We start from the raw sequence: 20,154 nt of genomic DNA, 5'->3' as shown, positions 1-20,154 counted from the left end.
GCTCGCCGCGGTTGCACTACGGTGGCGCGGTGTTCTCCGTCGAGGAACGTGATGCCCTGCGCGACCGGCTGCTGGGTCTGGCCGAGGGTGACCCCGCCGTTGCCGGCGCCGCCATCACCGGATCCGAGGCGGTCGGTGGCAGCGACCGGTGGTCGGACGTCGATCTGATGTTCGGCGTCGAGGGCCCGCTCGAGCCGGCCATGCGCCGCTGGACCGACCTGATCCATCGGGACTTCGCCGCGATCCACCACTGGGACCTGCCGGCCGGCTCGGCGGTGTACCGGGTGTTCCTCCTGCCCAGCGGGCTCGAGGTGGACATCGGCTTCGCGGCCGCCGCCGAGTTCGGGCCGCACGGCGCGACCTGGCGTACCGTCTTCGGCGATCCCGTGCCCGCGAGGGACGTGACGGCACCGAGCCGGCGGGAGCTGACCGGGCTCGCCTGGCATCACGCCCGGCACGCCCGCGTGTGCCTCCACCGCCGCCGCTGGTGGCAGGCCGAGCAGTGGATCGGCGCCTTGCGCGGCCACATCCTGGCGCTGGCGTGCCTGCGCCTCGGCTTTCCCACGGCCTACGCCAAGGGAGCGCACCTGCTGCCCGCCGACGTGACCGCGCCGCTGAACGCCACGCTCGTCCGCGCTCTCGACGAAGCCGAACTCGGCCGCGCGCTCGACGCCGCCACGAGCGCGCTGCTCGCGGAGCTCGAACTCGTCGACCGGGCCCTCGCCGGCCGACTCGCCCCCATCCTCGCGCCGGCTAGATCCCCCGGACCTCGGCGAGGCGTTTGACCGCGTACTCGTCGTCCCAGCAGACCGCGGCCTCCCAGGCCGCCGACGCCTGGGCGGCGATGTCGTGTGCGCCCTCCTCGAGGCCGGCGGCGTTGCCGGGCAGCACGAGGTCGAGGTCGGGGACGTCGACGTGCGACTCGTCCCAGTCGATCAGCGCGACCCGGCCCGCGGTGATCCGGACGTTGCGCGGGTTGGGGTCGCCGTGCACGACGCACGTCGGGCGGCCGGCCAGGCGCGCCCACGCCGCGCGGCAGCGGGCGACGCCCTCCGGGGGCATCGCGCCGAGGTCGACCTTCGTGCCGGTCTCGGCGTGCAGGAGGTCGGCCGACGAGCGCCAGCCCGGGCGCTGCGGCCAGTTCCGGGTCAGCCGGTGCAGCTCGCGGAGCGTGCCGGCCACCCGACGCCAGTCCGCCGGCGTCTCGGGCGGGCCGCCCTCCAGGTAGGTCATCACCACCAGACCGCCGGCGAACAGCCGGCCGTCCGCGGCCGGGATCGGCACCGGCACGGTCAGGCCCGCGCGGTCGAGGTGGCGCAGGAGGCCGGTCTCCCACGCGAGGTCGGCGTCGCTGCGGGCGCCGAGACGGGCGACGGCGAGGCGCCCGCCGACGCGTACGCTCCAGACGTCGTTGGCCACGCCGCCGGTGAGCGGTTCGAGGCGGGTGGCGTCGGCACCCCACCGCTCCAGCGCCTCCCACCCCACCGGCGACATCCTACGGCGTTACAGTCGGGCCATGTCCGGTCCTGGAGACGTGCCGCCCGAGATCCTGGAGCGGCTGCGGCCGATCTGCCGGCGACTGCCCGAGGCGTACGAGGAACCGGCTTGGATCGGCGTCCGCTGGCGGATCCGCGCGCGGACCGTCGCGCACGTCTACACGCCGGACCCGGAGCGTTATCCGGTCTATGCCCGCTACCTGGTCGACGGCGAGCCGCCGGCCGTGATGACGTTCCGGGTGCCCGCCGAGGACCTGCTCGGCCTGACCGCCGCGGGCTTCCCCTACTTCCGGGCGCCCTGGGGCGGCAACGTCGCCGCGGCCGTCCTCGGCGACCACACGGACTGGACCGAGATCGACGAACTGGTCACCGACAGCTACCGCGAGATGGCCCCGAAGTTCCTCGCCGCGCGGGTCGCCGAGCCGGGCGGCTAGGACTTGCGGGCCACACCGCCGATCATCGTGTAGTAGCTGTCCGTCTGCTCGGCCTTGTCCTCCCCGTCCGGGCGCCACTCCGCCAGCGGCACCAGGCCCGGCTCGACCAGCTCGAAGTCGCCGAAGTACGCCTGGACCTCGGCCCGGGTCCGCCAGCGGCCCGTGCCGAGGGTCTCGTTGAAGACCCGCTCGGCGTCGGCCACCTTCACCGAGACCGCCGGCTGCTCGTCGGCCGGGTCCCAGAAGTGGATGATCGCCAGGTGGCTGCCGGCGGCCAGCGCGTCACGCAGGGTCGCCGCGACGGCGCCCGGGTTCTCCTCGTCGTGCAGGTGGTGCAGGATCGACAGCATCAGCAGGCCGATCGGCTTCTTGAAGTCGAGCAGGCCGCGTACGACCTCGTCGTCGAGAATCTGCCGGGGTTCGCGGACGTCCGCCTGGACCACGGCGGTGGAGTCGTTGCTGGCGAGCAGCGCGCGGCCGTGCACGAGCACCATCGGGTCGTTGTCCACGTAGACGACCCGGGCCGCCGGGTCCACGGTCTGCGCGACCTGATGCACGTTGGTGTCGGTGGGCAGGCCCGAGCCGAGGTCGAGGAACTGCCGGATGCCGGCCTCGGCGGCCAGGTAGCGCACCGCCCGGCGCAGGAAGGCGCGGCAGGCGCGGCCGGCTTCCTGGGCGTCCGGCATGATCTCCAGCGCGCGCTGGGCGACCATCCGGTCGACGGCGTAGTTGTCCTTGCCGCCCACCATGAAGTCATAGACACGGGCGACGCTCGGCGTCGTGGTGTCGATGCCCGGCGGGGCCCATTCCTCATTCACCACGGCGGCGGATCCCTCCCCTGTGGACTCGTAAGGCCGCAGCGTAGACCAAGGGGCGCCTTCCGTGGTGCCGTGGTGGGGCCTTAGCATCCGCACTATGTTCCGCATCCGGCCCGTCCTGGCCCTGCTCGCCGCGCTCGTCGCGGTGTCGTCGTGCACCAGCTCCGGCGGCAAGAAAGACGAATCGACCGGCAGCCTGCCCGACGCCGCCACCCTGCTGAAAGACTCCGCGACCGCGATGCGCGACATCAAGACCGCGAAGTTCCTGATCACGGCGGACGGCGCGATCTCCGGGCTCAGCCTGCGCCGGGCCGAGGGCACGCTCACCAAGGAGGGCGACGCCCAGGGCACCGCGCAGATCGAGCAGGCCGGCTCGACCGTCGACCTGACCTTCGTCATCGTCGGCGACAAGATCTATATCAAGGGCCCGACCGGCGGCTACCAGGCGCTGCCGCTCAGCCTGGCCGCCAGCGTCTACGACCCGTCCGCCATCCTCAACCCGGACAAGGGCGTCGCCAAGGTGCTGACCAGCGCCACCGAGCCGAAGACCGAGGCGAGCGAGGCGGTCGACGGCACGGACGCGTGGCGGGTGGCGCTGACCGCGAACGGCGCCGACCTGGCCACGATCATCCCCGGGGTCAAGGGCAACACGCCCGGCAAGGTGTGGCTCGGCAAGCAGGACAAGCGGCTGCACAAGGCCGTCTTCACGCTGCCGGCGGAGGGCGGCGCGACCGGCACGGTGACCGTGACCTTCCAGGAGTTCGACACGCCGGCCACCATCAAGGCACCGTGACCGCCCGGCGCCGCCTGGCGATCGGCGCCGGGGGCGCCGCCGTGCTGCTCGCGGCCCTCGACGCGTACCTCGTGGTCACGATCCTCACCGACATCATGCGCGACGTGCACATCCCGCTGAACCGGCTCGAGCGGGCCACCCCGATCGTGACCGGATACCTGCTGGGGTACGTGGCCGGCATGCCGCTGCTCGGCTCGCTCTCCGACCGGCTCGGCCGCCGCGCGGTCATCGCCGGCTGCCTGGCCGGCTTCGCGGCCGGCTCGGCGCTCACCGCCGCCTCCGGCGAGTCGCTGTCGCTGCTGGTCGCCGGCCGCGCGGTGCAGGGACTGGCCGGGGGCGCGCTGCTGCCGGTCACCATGGCGCTGGCCGGCGACCTCTGGGCGAGCGGGCGGGCGCGATCGTCGGCGCTGGGCGCGGTGGGTGCCGCGCAGGAGCTGGGCAGCGTTCTCGGGCCGCTGTACGGCGCGGCCGTCGCCGCCCTGGTCGGCTGGCGGGGCATCTTCTGGATCAACGTGCCGCTGGCCGCGCTGGCGGCGGTCGCGGTGCTGGTCGCACTGCCCCGGACGGCGCCGCCGCAGCCCCGGCCGCGGGTCGATGTCGCCGGCGGCCTGCTGCTCACGGCGGGCCTGGGGCTGCTGGTGGTGGGCCTCTACAACCCCGACCCGCAGCACGCGGTGCTGCCGTCGTGGGGCCCGGTCACGCTCGGCGCGGCCGCCGTGCTGCTCGTGCTGTTCGGGGTGTGGGAACGACGCGCCCGTACCCGGCTCATCGACCGGCCGGGCCGGGTCTTCCTGGTCGCGCTGGCGGTCAGCTTCTGTGCCGGGGCCGCGCTCATGGTGACGCTGGTCGACGTGCAGCTGGTGGCGCAGACGCTGCTCGGCCGGGACGCGTTCGGCGGCACCCTGCTGCTCTCCCGCTTCCTGATCGCGCTGCCGGTGGGCGCGGTCGCCGGCGGCCTGCTCGCCGCCCGGCTCGGCGACCGGTGGGTCACGATGGGCGGTCTGCTGATCGCCGCGGCCGGGTACGCGCTGATCGCCCGTTGGCCCCTCGACGTGCTGGCCACCCGCTACGCCGGCGTGCTGCCCCGGCTCGACACCGACCTGGTGGTGGCCGGTCTCGGCCTGGGCCTGGTGATCGCCCCGCTGGCCGGCGCGGCGCTGCGCGGCACCGCGCCGGCACAGCACGGGGTCGCCTCGGCCGGTGTGGTGGTCGCCCGGATGGTGGGCATGCTGCTCGGCGTCGCCGCGCTGACCGCCTGGGGGCTGCACCGGTTCCAGGAGCTGACCGCCCGGCTGGACACCCCGCTGCCGTTCGGCGTCGACCCGGCCGTCTACCAGCAGCGGCTGGCCGCGTACGAGATCGCCTTGAAGGTCGCCCTCCAGACGGAGTACCGCGAGATCTTCCAGGCGACCGCCGTGGTGTGTGTGCTCGGCGCCCTGCTCGCCCTGCTGCTCGGCGAGCGCGCCCGGGTCAGCGAGACGGTGTGACCGACGGCCCGGGCGTCGGGGCCGGCAGCGTGGCGCGGACCGGCGTGCCGGGCGGCCCCTCGGCGCCGTTGCGGACCGCGGTCACCCGGAAGTCGTAGGTGTGCCCGTCGATCAGCAGCCCCACGGTCGCCTTCGGCTCGTCGAGCAGGAAAACACCTTGGGTGTACGTGGTCGCGCCGGCCGTCACATCCCGGTAGTAGATGCGGTAGTAGGGGGCGCTCTCGGTCCAGGTGAGATCGGCCTTGCCGTCGCCGGGGACGACCCGCAGGCCGGTGGGCGCGGGCGGCACCGCGTACCGGGCGGTGACCCGTACCGTCCGGGACGGCCCGGACTCCCCCGCCGCGCCGATCGCGGTGATCCGGAACTCGTACGCGTGGCCGTGCAGCAGCGGCACGGTGGTGAAGCCGCCCGTGTCGTCGATCGGGTAGTCGGCCCGCCGCCACGGCGCGCCCGCCGTCGCGTCCCGCTGATACAGCCAGTACCAGAGGTGCGCGCCGGGATCGTCCCAGCTCAGCGCTATCCGCCCGGAGGGCAGCGCCCGCGCCCGCAGGCCGGAAGGCACCAGCGGCTTGGTGCGGGTGGCGGTCACCGCGGCGGAGAGCACCCCGTCGCCGGCCGCGACCCGGAACTCGTAGGTATGGCCCTCCTTGAGCAGCCCGGCGTCGGCCTCGGTGCCGGTGACCGGATCGGGCCGGCGCGCCGGGTGGGTCTGCCCGGCGGTGAGGTCGCGCTCGTAGACCCAGTAGCGGCCGGCCCCGGCGACCGCCTTCCAGCGCAGCATCGGACGTACGTCGTTGACGGCCGCGACCAGGCCGGCCGGGGCCGGGCCGGTGGGCGCCCCGGGCGGCCAGGCGACCTCGACGAAGCGGGGCCGGTAGACCCGGGCATCGAGGTACGCGGTCCCCGGGTCCGCGCTGTTCACGTTGTACGAGATCAGCAGCCGGCCGGGGCGGGCCAGCTCCGGGTGCAGCCGCGCGTCGTACGCCAGCGCCTCCGCCGGCGTGTAGAGCTGCACCGGGCCCGCCCACGGACCGGCCGGCGAGGCGGACGTGTAGGCCACGATGGACGGGTCGAACGGCAGGTTGCCCTCGGTCGTCACCAGCACGTAGCGATCGCCGGCGCGCTGCACCGAGAAGCCGGTGCCGACCCCGCTGAGCAGCCGCGCGGACCGCTCGGCCCGGGTGGTCCAGCCGGTGCCGTCCCAGAACTCCCAGGCGCCGGCCGGGTCGCGGGCACGGGCCAGGTGGGCGAAGCGGAGCGCGTCGCCGGTGCGCTCGGAGCCGTACACGTACGTGAATCCGCCGTCCTGCAACACGGCGGCGCCCCACGCGACCGTGTCGCCCAGCGGCAGGTCGGTGACGGTGGTCAGCCGCAGGCCGGGCAGGGCGAAGGTGGCCAGCGCCGACCCGGTGAGCGTGAAGTCCCACAGCCCGCTGCCGAAGCGGTGGTAGCGGTTGTAGAAGACGCGCAGCGCTCCGCCGGCGACGAGGCCGTCCTGCGCCCAGTAGTAGTCGTCGCCGGCCGGGCCGACCAGCGGCAGCGGTGCGGCGTCCGAGCCACCGTGCAGCGTCCCCCGCGCGGTTGCGCCGTCCTGCACCACGATCGTGTTGTGCACGAAGGGCGTGTCGCGGGGCCGGGTGTGGTCGGCCGCGACATGTCCCAGGTAAGTGTCGGAGAACAGCCACGCGACCCGGCCGTCGGGCAGCGCCACGGAAGCCGTGTTGTCCCCGCCGGTCCACCCGCCGCCGGCGCCGGCGTACCGCTGGAACATGGCCGTGACGTCGGTGGCGGCGAGGATCGGCGCCGCCGCCCGCGCGGACGCCGACGGCGCCGCCGAAGCCGGGGATCTCGTGCCGGACCGGGCCAGCGCCACGGCGCCCAGCGCCAGGCAACCGGCGACCACCCCCGCAACCCAGTACCGCCCCGCTGCCCTCATCCGTCCACATTGACATCCGCTCCGCCCTGATGGACAGAGCTTCCCCTCCACGCTCCGGCAGTCCCGGAGCGTTTGCGCCGGTTCTTCGCCGCGGGCTTGTATCGGCAATGTCAACATCGACCTTGGCGCGGCCGAGCGTCTCTATAGTCGCTGCCGTGCATGCGCATGTGATGATCGCCGAGGACGACGTCCGGCAGGCCGACGTGATCAGGCGTTATCTGGAGGCGAGCGGCTACCGCGCCTCGGTCGTCCACGGCGGCCGGGACGCGATCGAGCAGGTCCGGCGGCTCCGGCCGGATCTGCTCGTGCTCGACGTGATGATGCCCCAGCTCAACGGGCTCGACGTCTGCCGCGTGCTGCGCCGGGAGAGCAACGTGCCGGTGCTGATGCTGACCGCCCGGCGCGACGAGGACGACCTGCTGCTCGGCCTCGACGCCGGCGCGGACGACTACTTGATGAAGCCGTACAACCCGCGCGAGCTGATGGCCCGCGTCCGTACGATGCTGCGCCGCACCCGATGGACGCCCGCCGAGCCGGACGCCGCGCTGCGGGTCGGTGAGATCGCGGTCGACGTCCGCTGTCACCACGTGACGAGCGACGGCCACCGGGTGGACTGCACGCCGGGCGAGTTCGAGATCCTGGCCGCGCTGGCCGCCGCGCCGAACCGCGTGTTCACCCGGGCCCAGCTGCTGGAACGCACCCGGGGCTTCGAGGCCGCGGCCACCGACCGGACCGTCGACATGCACGTCATGAAGCTGCGCCGCAAGATCGAGCCGAATCCCCGCCGCCCGGTCTACCTGGTCACCGTCTACGGCGTCGGCTACCAGCTCACGGACGGGTCGCGGTGACGCGCACCCCGCTGCACCGCAGCCTGGTCGCGCGGCTGCTGGCGCTGTCCCTGCTGGTCATGGTGTGCGCGGTGGCGGCCAGCGCCTGGCTCGCGGTCAAGAGCACCCGGCAGGCGATCCAGCGGGAGCAGGGCCATGGGCTCAGCTACGACGCCCGCATCTACGACGGGGTGATGGGCTACGCCGCGACGCACACCACCTGGGCGGGCGTGCGGCCGCTGCTGATCCAGCTGGCGGCGATCACCAGCCGCCAGATCACCCTCACCGATGGCGAGAACGGCACGGTCCTCGCCAGCTCGCAGGCGCCGCCGCCGGTGCTGCCCGCCCGGCGGTCGGCGCTGGTCGACCCGCTCTACCTCGAGGGCTATCTCTCCTCGGGCCAGGTCGACGGCAGCGGCATCGACCGGCGCGCGGTCGGCCCGTACCGGCTCACCGACGCCGAGCGCACGACCGTCTCCGCACAGGTCCTGGCGGCTCGGGCCTGCATGACCGGCAAGGGCGTCGACACCGAGGTGGACAGCGACACCGCCGGCCGGCCCACGCTCGTTCCGCCCGTCGGCGAATCGGACGTGGCCGTCGCGCAGCTGGCCGACTGCTACCACCGCTCCGGCGCCGACGTCCCCACCCCGACCGAGCGGAAAGCCCTGGAACAGCTCACCGAGCTCACCAACGCCTGTCTCGGGAGCGGGCGGCCGCCGGTCACCGTGCGGCTCGGTTTCACCTGGAGCCCACCCGGCGAGACCGGCGCGCCGCAGGACTGCGTCGATGCCTCCCGCCGCGAGCAGCTGCGCCCGTATGTGGCGCCGCCCGCGTACCTCTACATCAGCGACCCGCCGTCGGCATCCGGACCGGTCTTCGACCTGTCGCGGGCCAACGCCCTGCGGATCACCGGCGTCTCGGTGCTGGTCCTGGTGGTCGCGTTCGCGATCACCCTGCTGGTCGGGCTGCGGATGGCGCGGCCGCTGCGCGCCCTCATCCGGGCCACCGAGCACGGCACGGGCCGGCTGCCGGTCCGCGGGCGGGACGAGATCGGCCGGCTCACCGCCGCGTTCAACGAGCTCTCCCAACGCCGCGAGGCCGTGGAACGACAGCGGCAGGCGATGGTCAGCGACATCGCGCACGAGCTGGGCACCCCGCTGACCACCATCCGCGCCTGGGTGCAGGCCGCCCGCGACGGCGTCACCGACGCCGGCCCCCAGCTGCTCGACCTGCTCGCCGACGAGGCGGAACTGCTCCAGCACGTCATCGACGACCTGCGCGATCTCGCCGCCGCCGACGCCGGCCGGCTGCGCCTGCATCCGGAGCCGGTCTTTCTCAACGAGCTGCTCGACCAGGCCGTCGCCGCGCACCGGAGCGATGCCGGGGGCGTCACGATCATCACCGATCTGTCCGGCGACCCGGAGGTCATTCTCGACCCCCTTCGCGTACGCCAGGCGGTGGGCAACCTGCTCTCCAACGCCGTGCGGCACTCCCCGGCGGGCGCGACCGTCACCGTACGCTCGCACGCCGACGGCGACGACGTGGTGATCGAGGTCGCCGACGCGGGCAGCGGCATCGAAGAGGCCGACCTGCCGCACGTGTTCGAGCGCTTCTGGCGGGCGGACCGGTCCCGCAGCCGGCACACCGGCGGCAGCGGCCTCGGGCTCGCCATCGTCCGCAACCTCGTCGAGGCCCACGGCGGCACGGTCTCGGCGACCAGCCGCCCCGGCCGCGGCAGCACCTTCACCATCCGCCTGCCCGCCGTGGCCTGACCCTCCCTTTTCCCGCACCGTCAGCGGCTCCGGCCGCTCGCGGCGATGACCCCTGCCCATCTCCCGACAGGAGGCGGCCACCGTGGCTGCGAAGAAGGATCGCCTGCTCGCCCTGGACGGCCTGCGGCTGCTGTGCGCGCTGGCGGTGTCCGCGTACCACCTCGGCCTGGCCTGGTCGATCGACGGCGTGCACCCGACCAGCAGCTACCTGCCGCCGCGGGTGGACTCGGTGCTGATCTACGGCTTCCTCGGCGTCGAGGTGTTCTTCATGATCAGCGGCTTCGTGATCTGCATGAGCGGCTGGGGACGTACCGCGCGCGCCTTCCTCGCCTCCCGCGCCGGTCGCCTGTACCCCGCTTTCTGGGCCTGCGTCCTGATCACCACGGCGGTCATGACGCTCTTCCCGCTCACCGACGGCATTCCCCTGCCCCACCGCCTGACCGTCGCCGACATCGGCATCAACCTCACCATGCTCGCCGATCCCTTGACGGTGCCCAACGTCGACACCGTCTACTGGACCCTCTGGTACGAGCTGCGCTTCTACCTGCTGTTCGCCGTCGTCATCCAGTTCGGCCTCACCCGGGCCCGGATCCTCACCCTCGGCGCCGCCTGGCTGGCCGCCTCCGTCGTCGTCCCCACCACCGTGCCGCTGGCACAGCTGGTCATGCCCCAGTACGCGCCCTACTTCATCGCCGGCATGACGCTCTACCTGATCCGCCGCCACTGCCCGTCGCCGGCGCCATGGATGCTGCTCGCCGCCGCGTGGGTGGTCAGCCTCGTCCGCGTTCGTGAACGCGTGCTCTCCGCCAATCCCGGCTTCCCCGTCCCGATCTGGCCGGCGCTGATCATCATCACCGCCGCGTACGCAACGCTGTTGGTCATCGCACTCGGCGCGACGGACCGCTGGACCTGGCGCCGGCTCGCGGTCGGCGGCGCCGTGTCGTATCCGTTCTATCTGCTGCACCCGCGCATCGGCTTCACCATGATCCGGTACGCCTACGACCGCACCGGCCTTCCGGTGCCCCTGCTCATGGCGGCCACCATCCTGACGCTGCTCGGTGCCGCCTGGTCGGTCCACCGCCTGGTCGAACGCCCCCTCGGCCCGCCGCTGCGCTGCCTGATCGCCACCGGAACCCTCCGCGGCCCGAGCACAGCTCCCACCCCGGCCCCACAACTCACCCTCGCCGGCGAGTCGCCAACCGGAAGGGCCACGATCTAGAGACTTTTCGGGTCGGGGGCCTGGCGCGGATCCGCTGTGCGGCCTGCGGACGATCGTCTCGGTGGGTCCCACCGGGCGCGACCGTCCACAACCGAGAGACCCGCCGACCCCGCCCCCGCAGGCGTCAGTTCCTGGCGATGACGACCTTCCGGCCGGACGCCTTCAGCGTGTAGGCGACGGTGCGGTGCGTCCACGGGTTCGTGGCGTACACCCGGATGCCCCCGCCGACATTCTTGGTCTTGACCCGGACCCCGATGTCGTCGTTGAAACTCGCGACGTCATCCTTCGTCACCTCGCGCAGCAAGGACACCGAGATCGGGTGCCGGTGCGCGGCCTGCAGCGTGTCGGTGGCGGCCTCGCCCGCGACCTGCTTGACCGAGGACTCCATGTGCAGGTACGCCAGCCCACGGGCCAGCGCCTCGTAACCGATCGTCACACTCGCCGACGGCAACGTCACCTGCTGCGGGCCATAGCCGTACGTGAGCTTCGTGTGGCCGTCGGAGTCGACCGCGTCGAGGGACGCCAGCGTGCCGGCCGCGGTGACGTGCGCCGTCATGGTGGAGCCGTCCTCGGTCAGCCGGTAGTCGACGGATCCGTCGTCGTGGACCGTCTTGGTGCCGGCGTGGTTGCCGTCGCTCAGCACGGTGTCCGGCGAGAAGCCGCCCATCGGGCCATCGCCCGATTTGTCCGGGATGAAGGCGTACCGGATCGAAGGGCGGCCCATCATCCGCAACGCCGCCCGGGACTCCGAGTCGTTCAGCGAGCTGTAGCTACCCTTTCCCTTGGCGAAATACTGCGCCACGATCAGGCCGCCGAGGTCGATCCGCACATAGGACCGCCCCGCGATCGGGTCGGCGGCGATGAACATGGAGCCCGACGACGAGCCGAGCGGTTTCATCGTGGCCTTCCAGCCCTCCGCGGCCGCCTTCGCGGAGGCGTCGCTCACCACCTTCAGCTCGGCGGTCATCTCGGCGGCGGTCAGCTCCGTCGACGTGTCGGCGGCATACGCCACGCCCGGGCCGGCCACCAAGCCGGTAGCAAGGGATGCGGTGGCCACCAGCAGGGCAGCACGGGACATATTCACCCTCAATGAGTCGCGGTTTTACGAAGATTATTTGACAATATCCGCGTAAATCGGGCGCGACATCGCCCGTTCAGCCGACGCGCCGGCCCACCGCGACGCGCCGCCTCTCGCACCGGCCGGAGCAGGACGTCGAGATGGCGGATCCGCCGGTCGATGGGTAGCCGGTCGCCGGCCGCCGGGGGCAAGAGGGCGGCCGGCGACCGGGGTCTACTCGGCGCCCAGCGCCACCACCGGGCTGACCTTCGCGGCCCGGCGGGCGGGCAGCACCCCGGCGGCCGCGGTGAGCAGCACCAGGATCACGAAGACCACCGCGAGCTGGCCGACCGGCAGGGTGAGCGGCGCGTTCACGCCGAGCGCCTGGACCGCCAGCCACGCGTACGGGACGCCCAGCACCAGGCCGAGCCCGGCGCCGATCACGCCGTACAGCGCGGACTCGGTGGTGAGCATCGCCCGCAGCGCGCCCCGGGACAGCCCGACCGCCCGCAGCAGGCCCGACTCGCGCACCCGCTCGACCACCGACAGCGCCGTGGTGGTGCCGACGCCGACCACCGCGATCAGCACGGTGAGCCCGATCAGGCCGAGCGCGATGGCGAGCAGGATGGTGAGCTCGCTGTTGATCTGGTCGCGCTGGTCGGCGAGCACGTTGATCGCCCACGGGTGGTTGCCGACGGCGTCGGTCAGCGCCCGCCTTCCGTCGCTGCGGCCCTTCTCCCCGGCCACCGCCTGGTCGGCCAGCAGGCCGGAGTAGCCGGCCGGCGCCCCCAGCCGGGTCATGTCGGCCGGGTAGATGATCATGGAGGAGGCGAGCGGCGCGACGTCGCTCAACTCGGCGGCGACGGTCAGCGGCATCGACCGCTTGCCGGCCACCACGGTGACCTTGTCACCGACGTGCAGGCCCTGGTTGTCGGCCATGAACGCCGAGATGACCACCTTGCCCGGCCCGAGGTCGGCGATCCGGCCGGCCGCCACGTCGAGGCCGGCCAGCCGGGGCACGGCGGCGAGCTGGACGTCGACCGCCTGCAGGTCGGTGCCGTTGCCGGCCGTCACCGCGAGCCGCCGGTAGGGCACGACGTGCGTGAGCTCGGAGCGGCCCTGCAGCTGGCCGACCGCGGTGGCCGGGATCGGGTCGTCGTTGGTGGTCAGCTCGTAGTCGGCCGGGGCGGACAGCGAGCTCTGCCGGTCGGCGAGGACCCGGATCGACTCGCCGCCGACCAGGCAGCCGGAGATCAGCGTGACGCCGAGCGCGACCACCACCGACACCGCGGCGGCCCGGCGCGGGGCGCCGCCCACTCCCCCGGCGGCGAGCCGCCCGACCGGCCCGGAACGGCGGACCGGCGTGCCCAGCACGGCCAGCACCGGCCGCACCAGCACCGGTCCGAGTGCGATCAGCGCGAGGAAGGCAAGCCCGCCGGAGGCGACGATCGCCAGCAGGTTGATCGAGGGGTTGTAGTCCTTCGGGTTCGGGCCGGGCAGGCCCTGGAACACATACGCGGCGACCAGGCCGGCCGCGACCACGAGCAGCAGCCCGAACACCCAGCGCGCCTTGCCGATGTCACGGCGGCCCGCGGTGACGCCGGCTCCGCGTAGCGCCTCCAGCGGGGACACCTTGCCGGCGGTGAAGGCCGGGGCGACCACCGCGACCACCGTCAGCACGACCGCGAGCAGCACGGTGAGCAGCGCGGGCGCGATCGGCAGGCCCGGCGAGGCGACATGCGGCCCGAAGGCGGCGACGACCCGCGGCACGAGCTGGCCGGCGCCGAGCGCGAGCAGCACCCCGGCCAGCCCGGTGACGAGGCCGGTCAGCGCCCCCTCGGCGGCGAGCGACCAGGTGATCCCGCCGCGGCCGGCGCCGACCGCGCGGAGCAGGGCGAGCTGGCGCATCCGCTGGGCGAAGACGATCCGGAAGGTGGAGGCGGCGACCAGCCCGGCGGCGACCACGGCGATCGCGACGAACAGGCCGATCACCGCGAACAGGCTGTCCACGTCCTTGGCCTTCGCCCGGGCCTCCTCCAGGCGGACCTGGCTGCCGGTGGCGACCTCCGGCCGCTCACCGTCCTTCACCTTGCTCACGCCAGCTGCCACGAGGGCATCGATCTGCTGCCGTACGCCGTCCGCGTCGGCGCCGGGTGCGAGCCGGACGTCGATCTGGTTGAGCGCATCCGAACCGCTCATCCGCGCCACGGCCGGCTCCGACGCGTACGCCTGGAATCCGTAGTCGTCGCGGCCCGTCACGACACCGACCACCGTGAGGGAGGTCGGCGCCTCGGGTTTTCCGTCCTTGTCGAAGCGCAGCGAGACCTTGGCCGTCGTGCCGGGCTTGAGGCCGAGCCGCTCGACCGTGCGCGGGCTGACCGCGATCTCGGCCGGCCCGGTGGCCAGCCGGCCGGAGACCAGGTGGCTGACCGCGAGCGGCCCGGTCGACGGGTCGGCGACGATCTGCAGGTACTCGTTGCCGATCTGGCCGCCCGCATCCATCCGGCCGGCCGCCTCGGCGACCCCGGGGAGCTTGCCGATCGCGGCCAGCTCGGCCGTCGTGAGGGTGCCCTTGCGGGCGACGAGGTCGACCGCCGCCGGCGTGCCGCTGAGCCCGTCGAGCACGCTGCGCTTGGTGATCTCCTGGGCGAGCACGGTGGCGTAGACGACGAACGAGACGACCAGCACGGCGAGGCCGGTGAGCAGCAGCCGGGCCGGCCGCCGCGCCACGCCGCGCAGCTGGGTCCGCAGGACCGCGCTCACCTCTGCACCGCCAGCGAGCGCAGCGCCTCGGTGACCGACCCGTGGTCGGGCCGGTCGATCTCGCCGGCCACCTTGCCGTCGGCGAGCAGCACGACCCGGTCCGCATACGCGGCGGCGCCCGGGTCGTGGGTCACCATGACCACGGTCTGGCCCAGCTCGCGCACCGAGTTGCGCAGGAACAGCAGGACCTCGGCGCCGGAGCGGGAATCCAGGTTGCCGGTCGGCTCGTCGGCGAAGACCACCTCGGGCCGGGAGATCAGCGCGCGGGCCACCGCGACCCGCTGCTGCTGGCCGCCGGAGAGCTCGCCGGGCCGGTGACTGAGCCGCGCGGTGATCCCGAGCGCCTCGGTGAGGTGGTTGAACAGGTGCCGGTCGGGCTTGCGGCCGGCCAGCTCGAGCGGGAGCAGGATGTTCTGCTCGGCGGTCAGCTGCGGTAGCAGGTTGAACGACTGGAAGATGAAGCCGATCCGCTCGCGGCGCACCCTGGTGAGCACCCGGTCGCTCTGCCGGGTGAGGTCGGTGCCGCCGAGCAGCGCCTGCCCGGCGGTGGCCGTATCGAGGCCGGCCAGGCAGTGCATGAGCGTGGACTTGCCGGAACCGGACGGGCCCATGATCGCGGTGAACTGCGCGCGGGTGAAGCCGACGGTCACCCCGTCCAGCGCACGAACGGCCGTGTCGCCACTCCCGTAGACCTTGACCAGGTCGACGGCCGCGACGGCGGCCAGCGCGTCCTGCGCGGCCGGGGGGAACTGGGTCTGCATGGTCACTCCACTCGCAGGGATCGTTTCCGACGCCGAGGAGTTTGGTGCAGCCATCCGGCCCGCACATCGGCCGAATTATGGGCTTCCGTTTTGGGCGGCTCTCTTACTTTCGGCCGATGGGGAGCACCTGACCTGCCATTACGCTGGTATCGCGATGGAGAACAACCCGAACCGGAAGATCCTGCTGCGCCTCGGCCAGGTGGGGGCGCTGCTCGTGCTGGCGGTGCTCGGCCTGTTCGACGTGGCCCAGGGCAACCTGCTCAGCCAGACCAGCACCGAGGTGCTGGGGCTGATCCGGATCCTGCTGGCGATGGCCGCCGCGGCGATCTGGCTGCCGGCCCACAAACAGGATTCGGTGGGCCTGGCCAAGGCCGCGGTCGGGCTGAGCCTGACCTCGATCGTGGTCACCTTCGCGGTGGCGTTCTCCCATCCGGAATACGGCAGCTGGGGCCTGGCCGAGTCGCTCGCGCTGCTCGGTGTGCTGTTCGTGGTGTCCCGCCGGGCCCATGCCGGCTGGGCGGTGGCCGGGGTGATCGCGGCGGGCGCAGCGGTGAGCTTCCTGCCGCTGCGTGGCGGCCAGTCCTCCGAGTTCATCATCTTCGGCCTGATCCAGGCGCTGGCCGCCACGGCGGCCACCGGCCTGGGCGTCTACTTGCGCATGGTGGAAAGCTCCCGCCAGCGGGCATTTGCGGCCGTACGGGCGGAGCAGCGCGCCGAGTTCGCGCGTGACCTGCACGACTTCATCGCGCACCACGTCACCGGGATCGTGGTGCAGGCGCAGGGCGCGAAGTTCATCGCCGAGCAGGATCCGAAACGTGTGGTGCAGGCGCTCGACCAGATCGAACGGGCCGGCGCCGAGACGATGGCGTCGATGCGCCGGATGGTCGGGGTACTGCGCGATCCCCAGTCCCGGCCGGACGCGCCGCTCGCCCCGGTGGCCGGGGTGCCCGATCTGGGGCCGTTGATCGAGCAGTTCACCGCGGCCGGCGGGCCGCTGGGCCGGCTGCACCTGGACGGGTCGATCGACGGCCTGCCGGTGGAGGTGTCGACCTCGGCGTACCGGGTGGTGATGGAGGCACTGACCAACATCCGGCAGCACGCGGTCGCCGTCCGGGTGGCCGACGTGTGGATCCGGCGGACCCCCGAGTGGCTGCTGGTGCGGGTGGCGAACGACGGCACGACCCGGCCGTCCGGTCCCCGGGAGCGGTCGGGGTACGGTCTCGTGGGCCTGACCGAACGGGTCCGCGCGGTCGGTGGCCGCCTTTCGGCCGGCCCCGGCATCGAGGGCGGCTGGGTGGTCGACGCCGCGTTTCCCCTGAACGTGAAGGTGGTCCAGTGATCGGCGGAGCGCAGTGATCAAGGTTCTGATCGCGGACGACCAGGCGATGGTCCGCACCGGCTTCGGCATGATCATCGGCGCCCAGCCGGACATGGAGGTCGTCGGCGAGGCGGCCGACGGCGTCGAGGCGGTCGCGCTGGCCCGCAAGCTCCGGCCGGACGTGGCCCTGTTCGACATCCGGATGCCCAAGATGGACGGCCTCGAGGCGCTGCGCCTGCTGGCCGGCCCCGGCGTGGCCGACCCGGTCAAGGTGGTCGTGGTGACCACTTTCGACCTCGACGAGTACGTGCACCAGGCGCTGCGCAACGGCGCGGCCGGCTTCCTGCTGAAAGACTCCGGTCCGGCCCTGCTGGTCGAGGCGGTGCGCGCCGCGGTCTCCGGCGACGCCCTGATCAGCCCGAAGATCACCGTACGCCTGCTGGAGCACTTGTCCCTGCCCAAGCCGGTCACCGACGACGGCGGTCTCTCCCCGCGCGAGTTGGACGTGGTGAAGCTGGTGGCGCGGGGGCTGACCAACGCCGAGATCGCCACCGAGCTCTTCATCTCGATCGGGACGGTCAAGACCCACCTGGGCAGCGTGCAGACCAAGCTGAGCGCGCGCGGCCGGGTCGAGATCGCCGCCTGGGCCTGGGAACGCCGCCTGGTCGGCTAGGGTTCGTCGGCCTTGGCCGTACCGGTATGGCTCAGCGCTTCCTTGATCCCGTCCAGCATGGTCTGTTCGCCGACGCGGCCCGCCGTGCGCAACATGACCAACGCGACCACCACCACGACGATCAGCGCGAGCACCGCGGCGCCGGCGCCGGCGGCTTGGCCGATCACCTTGCTGGCGACGATGTAGGCGGCGAGTACCACCACCATCGCGCCGATGAGGAAGCCGCCCAGGAGGAAGGTATGGCGCTGGCCCCAGGCCTTCCCGTCCGCCTCGCCGCTCGGCTCCGGCGCCTCCGGCTCGCGCACCGGCGGCCGGGTGTCCCGCGCCGGGCCGGTCAGCAGGCGATCCGTCCTGGTCTCGACACCGTCGAGCAGCTGACCGATCGGGAACTCGTCGACCAGTCCCTGCGGGACGACGACGTCCCTTCCCGCCGACTCCAGATTGAGCAGATGCCGGTAGGGCACCCACACGTTCGGATGGCCGGGCACCGGCACCTGCTCCTCGCCCGCCAGGCCCGGAATGGTGCGCTCGATCGCTCGCAGCTCGGCCCGGATCGCGGTGAGCAGCCCACGGCGGCTCCGGGCCGGCCCGGACACTCTGATGGTGAGGACGGCGTCCTCGCGATCGGCCTTGACCAGCGCACGAGTGTCGTCCATGACGAAAACCACCCCGGTACGCCAAACCGTTCCCCGGCTGATCAGCCGGTGCAGACGGACCACGAGCCGCCCGATGATGCTCGAGGGCAGCACGCCGTACCGCACGACGAAGTGAAGCGAGTCGTCCCAGCGGCCGGTATCCGGTTCTTCCTTCGTCAGCAGGTCGGGAACCAGGAAAATCTCGTCCGACTCATAGCAGAGTTCGAACTTCTTCATCATCTCGATGATGAATTGCCGTTTGCCCGGCGGATACTGCCGCCCATCCAGGATCAGGTCGATATCCGGCCAGGTGAGCAGGCCCTTCGCCTGGGCGGCCACGTGCGAGTTGAGCAGCCGGTACACGCCGCCGGTCACCCAGCTCGGATTCAGGATATTGGTGTCCCGCAGCCGTGGGTCCGACCGGAAACACAGCACCGTGCCGAGATCGTGCAGAAAACTCACCAGCAGCTCCTGCGACGCGGCGGTGCGCACGCCCCGCTCCGAACACAATCGCTCGTAGTCGGCGAAAGGCAGGTAGTCGGCGTCCAGCTCCTCCAAATACTCTTCACCATGAAGAACGAGGTGGGCAACAAGTCCCGGACATGCGGCAGACTCCCTACCGTACGGCTCAGCGAACCCCGGACGTCGTCGATTCCCAGGTTGCCGAAGCAGGACGTCTCCAGGATGTCGACGATGTCCGGATACTTCTCCCGCAGTCCGCGCTGGTCGATGTCGAGCCCGAACTTGTCGCATTTGTTGCCGATCAGGATGACCGGGGAACCGGCGGAGAATCCCTGGACCAGCTTCAGCCAATACTCGATGCGGTTCTGTTCCTCGCTCTGCCGGGCATCCACGACGAGCAGATAGACGCTGCGGCGGGTAAGGAAGAACTGGTGGGTGGCATGCATGATCTCCTGGCCGCCGAAGTCCCACAGATTCACGGCGATCTCCGCGCCGCCGGCGGTCAGACTCCATCGCGTGACGTCGATCCCCTCGGTCTTCCGCTCGTCCGGGTCGAAGTCACCCCGGGTGAGGCGCCGAACAAGTGAGCTCTTGCCCACCGACCCCTCCCCGACGACCAGCACTTTCGCTTCGTCCAGATGGCGGTGATCCTCCCCGGTGCGGGCCAGATAGTCCCAGATCCGGTCCGGCTTGGCCGGTTGCGACAGCACCTCCGGCGGGAGAGGAAGATCGTTACCCTCGACTCCGAGGAAGGACAGCCCGGACAAAGTGTGGAGGTTTTCCGGCAGTGCGGAGATTTGATTCTGCTCGACGCTGAGCACCTTCAGGGCGCTGAGTTCGCAAAGCGAATCCGGAAGGCGCTGCAACAGATTCCCGGGCAACAGCAAGCCTTCGAGATTCCGGAGTCGGCCGATCGACTCAGGGACGCTTTTGATCCGCTGACCCGAGAGGTCGATCCATTCCAGCGTGGACACGCCGGACAACCACGACGGCCACACCTCGATTTTTCCCTGGCCCGCCGGGCTCGATCCGATGACCCGTCGCAAGTGGCCCCGAATTACCGGACCACGACTCCTGACCTCTAGGTTGTAACCGCGACTGTGGGTTCCGGCGGCACTGCACTCAAGGACCCTGATCTTCGACAGCCGGCGGACGGCATGCGGAATTTCATGGAAACCGTTACCGGAGAGGACGAGTTGCTCGATATTCTCGGAAAGAATGAGGGCGTCCGGGTCACCGAGGCTGTTGAAACCCAGATCGAGCATGACGAGACGCGACATATTACGGACCGAGGAAGGTAATGACCTGAGGCCGCAGAACGACAGCGCCAGCGCTTCCAGCCGCGCGAGGCGATCAATTTCCGGGCTAAGATATGAAATCTGATTGTTGGACATCCCCAGGTGCCGAAGAGTCGACATCTCCAGGATCACCGGGGGGAGCTGCGACAAACCGTTTCCGATAAGATCCAGCGATTCCACCGGCCGATCAGCAAACCAATCAGGCAGCGTCGCGAGGCCGCAGGAAGCCACCCGCACCTCGCGAAGATCGCGGATTTCAGCAAGTTCCGTGGGAATTTCCCGCATCTGTAGGTTCTCGACTTCGAATCTGCCGGTTCGCCGGGCTTCCTCGAGAGCCTCATCCAAAGACATCATTTCGATGCAGCGTTCCGATCATCTAGCCGGAGATTCCGGGGCGTGTCGCGA

At 71.9% G+C, this 20,154-nt stretch carries 17 protein-coding genes; 9 read left to right on the top strand and 8 right to left on the bottom strand.

Annotated features, from left to right (window positions below; genetic code table 11):
• The first annotated feature begins 29 nt into the window (after positions 1 to 29).
• On the top strand, positions 30 to 785 hold the full coding sequence (locus IH26_RS0107380; protein ID WP_030435359.1) for a hypothetical protein: 756 nt from the start codon (positions 30 to 32) through the stop codon (positions 783 to 785).
• Here the strand turns inward: IH26_RS0107380 and IH26_RS0107375 are convergent.
• Positions 754 to 1,494, bottom strand: a complete 741-nt coding sequence (locus IH26_RS0107375; protein WP_245664988.1) for a phosphotransferase enzyme family protein — start codon at positions 1,492 to 1,494, stop codon at positions 754 to 756. The genes IH26_RS0107380 and IH26_RS0107375 overlap by 32 nt on opposite strands.
• A 22-nt stretch (positions 1,495 to 1,516) precedes the next feature.
• On the opposite strand from IH26_RS0107375, the gene IH26_RS0107370 reads away from it, so the two are divergent.
• Positions 1,517 to 1,930: an MmcQ/YjbR family DNA-binding protein gene (locus tag IH26_RS0107370; RefSeq protein ID WP_030435357.1), complete on the top strand. Its 414-nt coding sequence runs from the start codon at positions 1,517 to 1,519 to the stop codon at positions 1,928 to 1,930.
• Here IH26_RS0107370 and IH26_RS0107365 read toward each other — a convergent pair.
• Positions 1,927 to 2,751, bottom strand: coding sequence for an SAM-dependent methyltransferase (locus IH26_RS0107365; RefSeq protein ID WP_030435356.1), 825 nt, complete (start codon positions 2,749 to 2,751; stop codon positions 1,927 to 1,929). The genes IH26_RS0107370 and IH26_RS0107365 overlap by 4 nt on opposite strands.
• A gap of 94 nt (positions 2,752 to 2,845) precedes the next feature.
• Between IH26_RS0107365 and IH26_RS0107360 the strand changes: the two genes are divergently transcribed.
• Together IH26_RS0107360 and IH26_RS0107355 are read left to right on the top strand one after the other, a co-directional pair.
• On the top strand, positions 2,846 to 3,541 hold the full coding sequence (locus IH26_RS0107360) for an LppX_LprAFG lipoprotein (protein ID WP_030435355.1): 696 nt from the start codon (positions 2,846 to 2,848) through the stop codon (positions 3,539 to 3,541).
• The gene (locus IH26_RS0107355) at positions 3,538 to 5,028 is read left to right on the top strand and encodes an MFS transporter (protein WP_030435354.1); all 1,491 of its coding nucleotides are present in this window, start codon (positions 3,538 to 3,540) and stop codon (positions 5,026 to 5,028) included. Before IH26_RS0107360 ends, IH26_RS0107355 begins: the two co-directional genes overlap by 4 nt.
• Here IH26_RS0107355 and IH26_RS55615 read toward each other — a convergent pair.
• Positions 5,012 to 6,964, bottom strand: coding sequence for a DUF5005 domain-containing protein (locus IH26_RS55615; RefSeq protein WP_169789730.1), 1,953 nt, complete (start codon positions 6,962 to 6,964; stop codon positions 5,012 to 5,014). The two genes, IH26_RS0107355 and IH26_RS55615, sit on opposite strands and share 17 nt — an antisense overlap.
• 155 nt (positions 6,965 to 7,119) lie before the next feature.
• On the opposite strand from IH26_RS55615, the gene IH26_RS0107345 reads away from it, so the two are divergent.
• From IH26_RS0107345 to IH26_RS0107335, 3 genes are all read left to right on the top strand, one after another.
• Positions 7,120 to 7,812 carry a response regulator transcription factor gene (locus tag IH26_RS0107345; RefSeq protein WP_030435352.1) on the top strand — a complete coding sequence of 231 codons (693 nt, stop codon included), beginning with the start codon at positions 7,120 to 7,122 and terminating at the stop codon, positions 7,810 to 7,812.
• Positions 7,809 to 9,563, top strand: a complete 1,755-nt coding sequence (locus IH26_RS0107340; RefSeq protein ID WP_030435351.1) for a sensor histidine kinase — start codon at positions 7,809 to 7,811, stop codon at positions 9,561 to 9,563. Before IH26_RS0107345 ends, IH26_RS0107340 begins: the two co-directional genes overlap by 4 nt.
• 82 nt (positions 9,564 to 9,645) lie before the next feature.
• Positions 9,646 to 10,782 (top strand): acyltransferase family protein, encoded by a 1,137-nt coding sequence (locus IH26_RS0107335; protein WP_084598693.1) that lies wholly within the window; start codon positions 9,646 to 9,648, stop codon positions 10,780 to 10,782.
• Between the two features lie 124 nt (positions 10,783 to 10,906).
• Here the strand turns inward: IH26_RS0107335 and IH26_RS0107330 are convergent, their stop codons facing one another.
• From IH26_RS0107330 to IH26_RS0107320, 3 genes are all read right to left on the bottom strand, one after another.
• Entirely contained in the window at positions 10,907 to 11,860 is a 954-nt protein-coding gene (locus tag IH26_RS0107330) for a hypothetical protein (RefSeq protein WP_157437094.1), read from the bottom strand.
• A 213-nt stretch (positions 11,861 to 12,073) separates the two neighbouring features.
• Complete coding sequence (locus IH26_RS0107325) at positions 12,074 to 14,602, bottom strand: ABC transporter permease (RefSeq protein WP_030435348.1); 2,529 nt, start codon at positions 14,600 to 14,602, stop codon at positions 12,074 to 12,076.
• The gene (locus IH26_RS0107320) at positions 14,599 to 15,363 is read right to left on the bottom strand and encodes an ABC transporter ATP-binding protein (RefSeq protein ID WP_030435347.1); all 765 of its coding nucleotides are present in this window, start codon (positions 15,361 to 15,363) and stop codon (positions 14,599 to 14,601) included. Before IH26_RS0107320 ends, IH26_RS0107325 begins: the two co-directional genes overlap by 4 nt.
• Positions 15,364 to 15,517: 154 nt before the next feature.
• On the opposite strand from IH26_RS0107320, the gene IH26_RS0107315 reads away from it, so the two are divergent.
• Together IH26_RS0107315 and IH26_RS0107310 are read left to right on the top strand one after the other, a co-directional pair.
• Positions 15,518 to 16,702: a sensor histidine kinase gene (locus tag IH26_RS0107315; RefSeq protein WP_030435346.1), complete on the top strand. Its 1,185-nt coding sequence runs from the start codon at positions 15,518 to 15,520 to the stop codon at positions 16,700 to 16,702.
• Positions 16,703 to 16,715: 13 nt separating this feature from the next.
• Complete coding sequence (locus IH26_RS0107310) at positions 16,716 to 17,354, top strand: response regulator (RefSeq protein ID WP_030435345.1); 639 nt, start codon at positions 16,716 to 16,718, stop codon at positions 17,352 to 17,354.
• Here the strand turns inward: IH26_RS0107310 and IH26_RS55610 are convergent.
• Together IH26_RS55610 and IH26_RS55605 are read right to left on the bottom strand one after the other, a co-directional pair.
• Positions 17,351 to 18,499, bottom strand: a complete 1,149-nt coding sequence (locus IH26_RS55610; protein WP_245665027.1) for a COR domain-containing protein — start codon at positions 18,497 to 18,499, stop codon at positions 17,351 to 17,353. The two genes, IH26_RS0107310 and IH26_RS55610, sit on opposite strands and share 4 nt — an antisense overlap.
• Entirely contained in the window at positions 18,448 to 20,103 is a 1,656-nt protein-coding gene (locus IH26_RS55605) for a GTP-binding protein (protein ID WP_030435343.1), read from the bottom strand. The genes IH26_RS55610 and IH26_RS55605 overlap by 52 nt, the downstream gene beginning before the upstream one ends.
• Positions 20,104 to 20,154: the final 51 nt, after the last annotated feature.

The organism is Actinoplanes subtropicus, from assembly GCF_000721705.1.
GTDB lineage: Bacteria > Actinomycetota > Actinomycetes > Mycobacteriales > Micromonosporaceae > Actinoplanes > Actinoplanes subtropicus.
This window is presented reverse-complemented; position numbering and strand designations above follow the sequence as displayed.

Excerpts from the sequence above, each read along its gene's own strand:
- IH26_RS0107375 (WP_245664988.1), bottom strand. The coding sequence starts at position 1,494 with ATGTCGCCGGTGGGGTGGGAGGCGCTGGAGCGGTGGGGTGCCGACGCC.
- IH26_RS0107370 (WP_030435357.1), top strand. The coding sequence starts at position 1,517 with ATGTCCGGTCCTGGAGACGTGCCGCCCGAGATCCTGGAGCGGCTGCGG.
- IH26_RS0107360 (WP_030435355.1), top strand. The coding sequence starts at position 2,846 with ATGTTCCGCATCCGGCCCGTCCTGGCCCTGCTCGCCGCGCTCGTCGCG.
- IH26_RS55615 (WP_169789730.1), bottom strand. The coding sequence starts at position 6,964 with ATGAGGGCAGCGGGGCGGTACTGGGTTGCGGGGGTGGTCGCCGGTTGC.
- IH26_RS0107330 (WP_157437094.1), bottom strand. The coding sequence starts at position 11,860 with ATGTCCCGTGCTGCCCTGCTGGTGGCCACCGCATCCCTTGCTACCGGC.
- IH26_RS0107320 (WP_030435347.1), bottom strand. The coding sequence starts at position 15,363 with ATGCAGACCCAGTTCCCCCCGGCCGCGCAGGACGCGCTGGCCGCCGTC.
- IH26_RS0107315 (WP_030435346.1), top strand. The coding sequence starts at position 15,518 with ATGGAGAACAACCCGAACCGGAAGATCCTGCTGCGCCTCGGCCAGGTG.
- IH26_RS55605 (WP_030435343.1), bottom strand. The coding sequence starts at position 20,103 with ATGATGTCTTTGGATGAGGCTCTCGAGGAAGCCCGGCGAACCGGCAGA.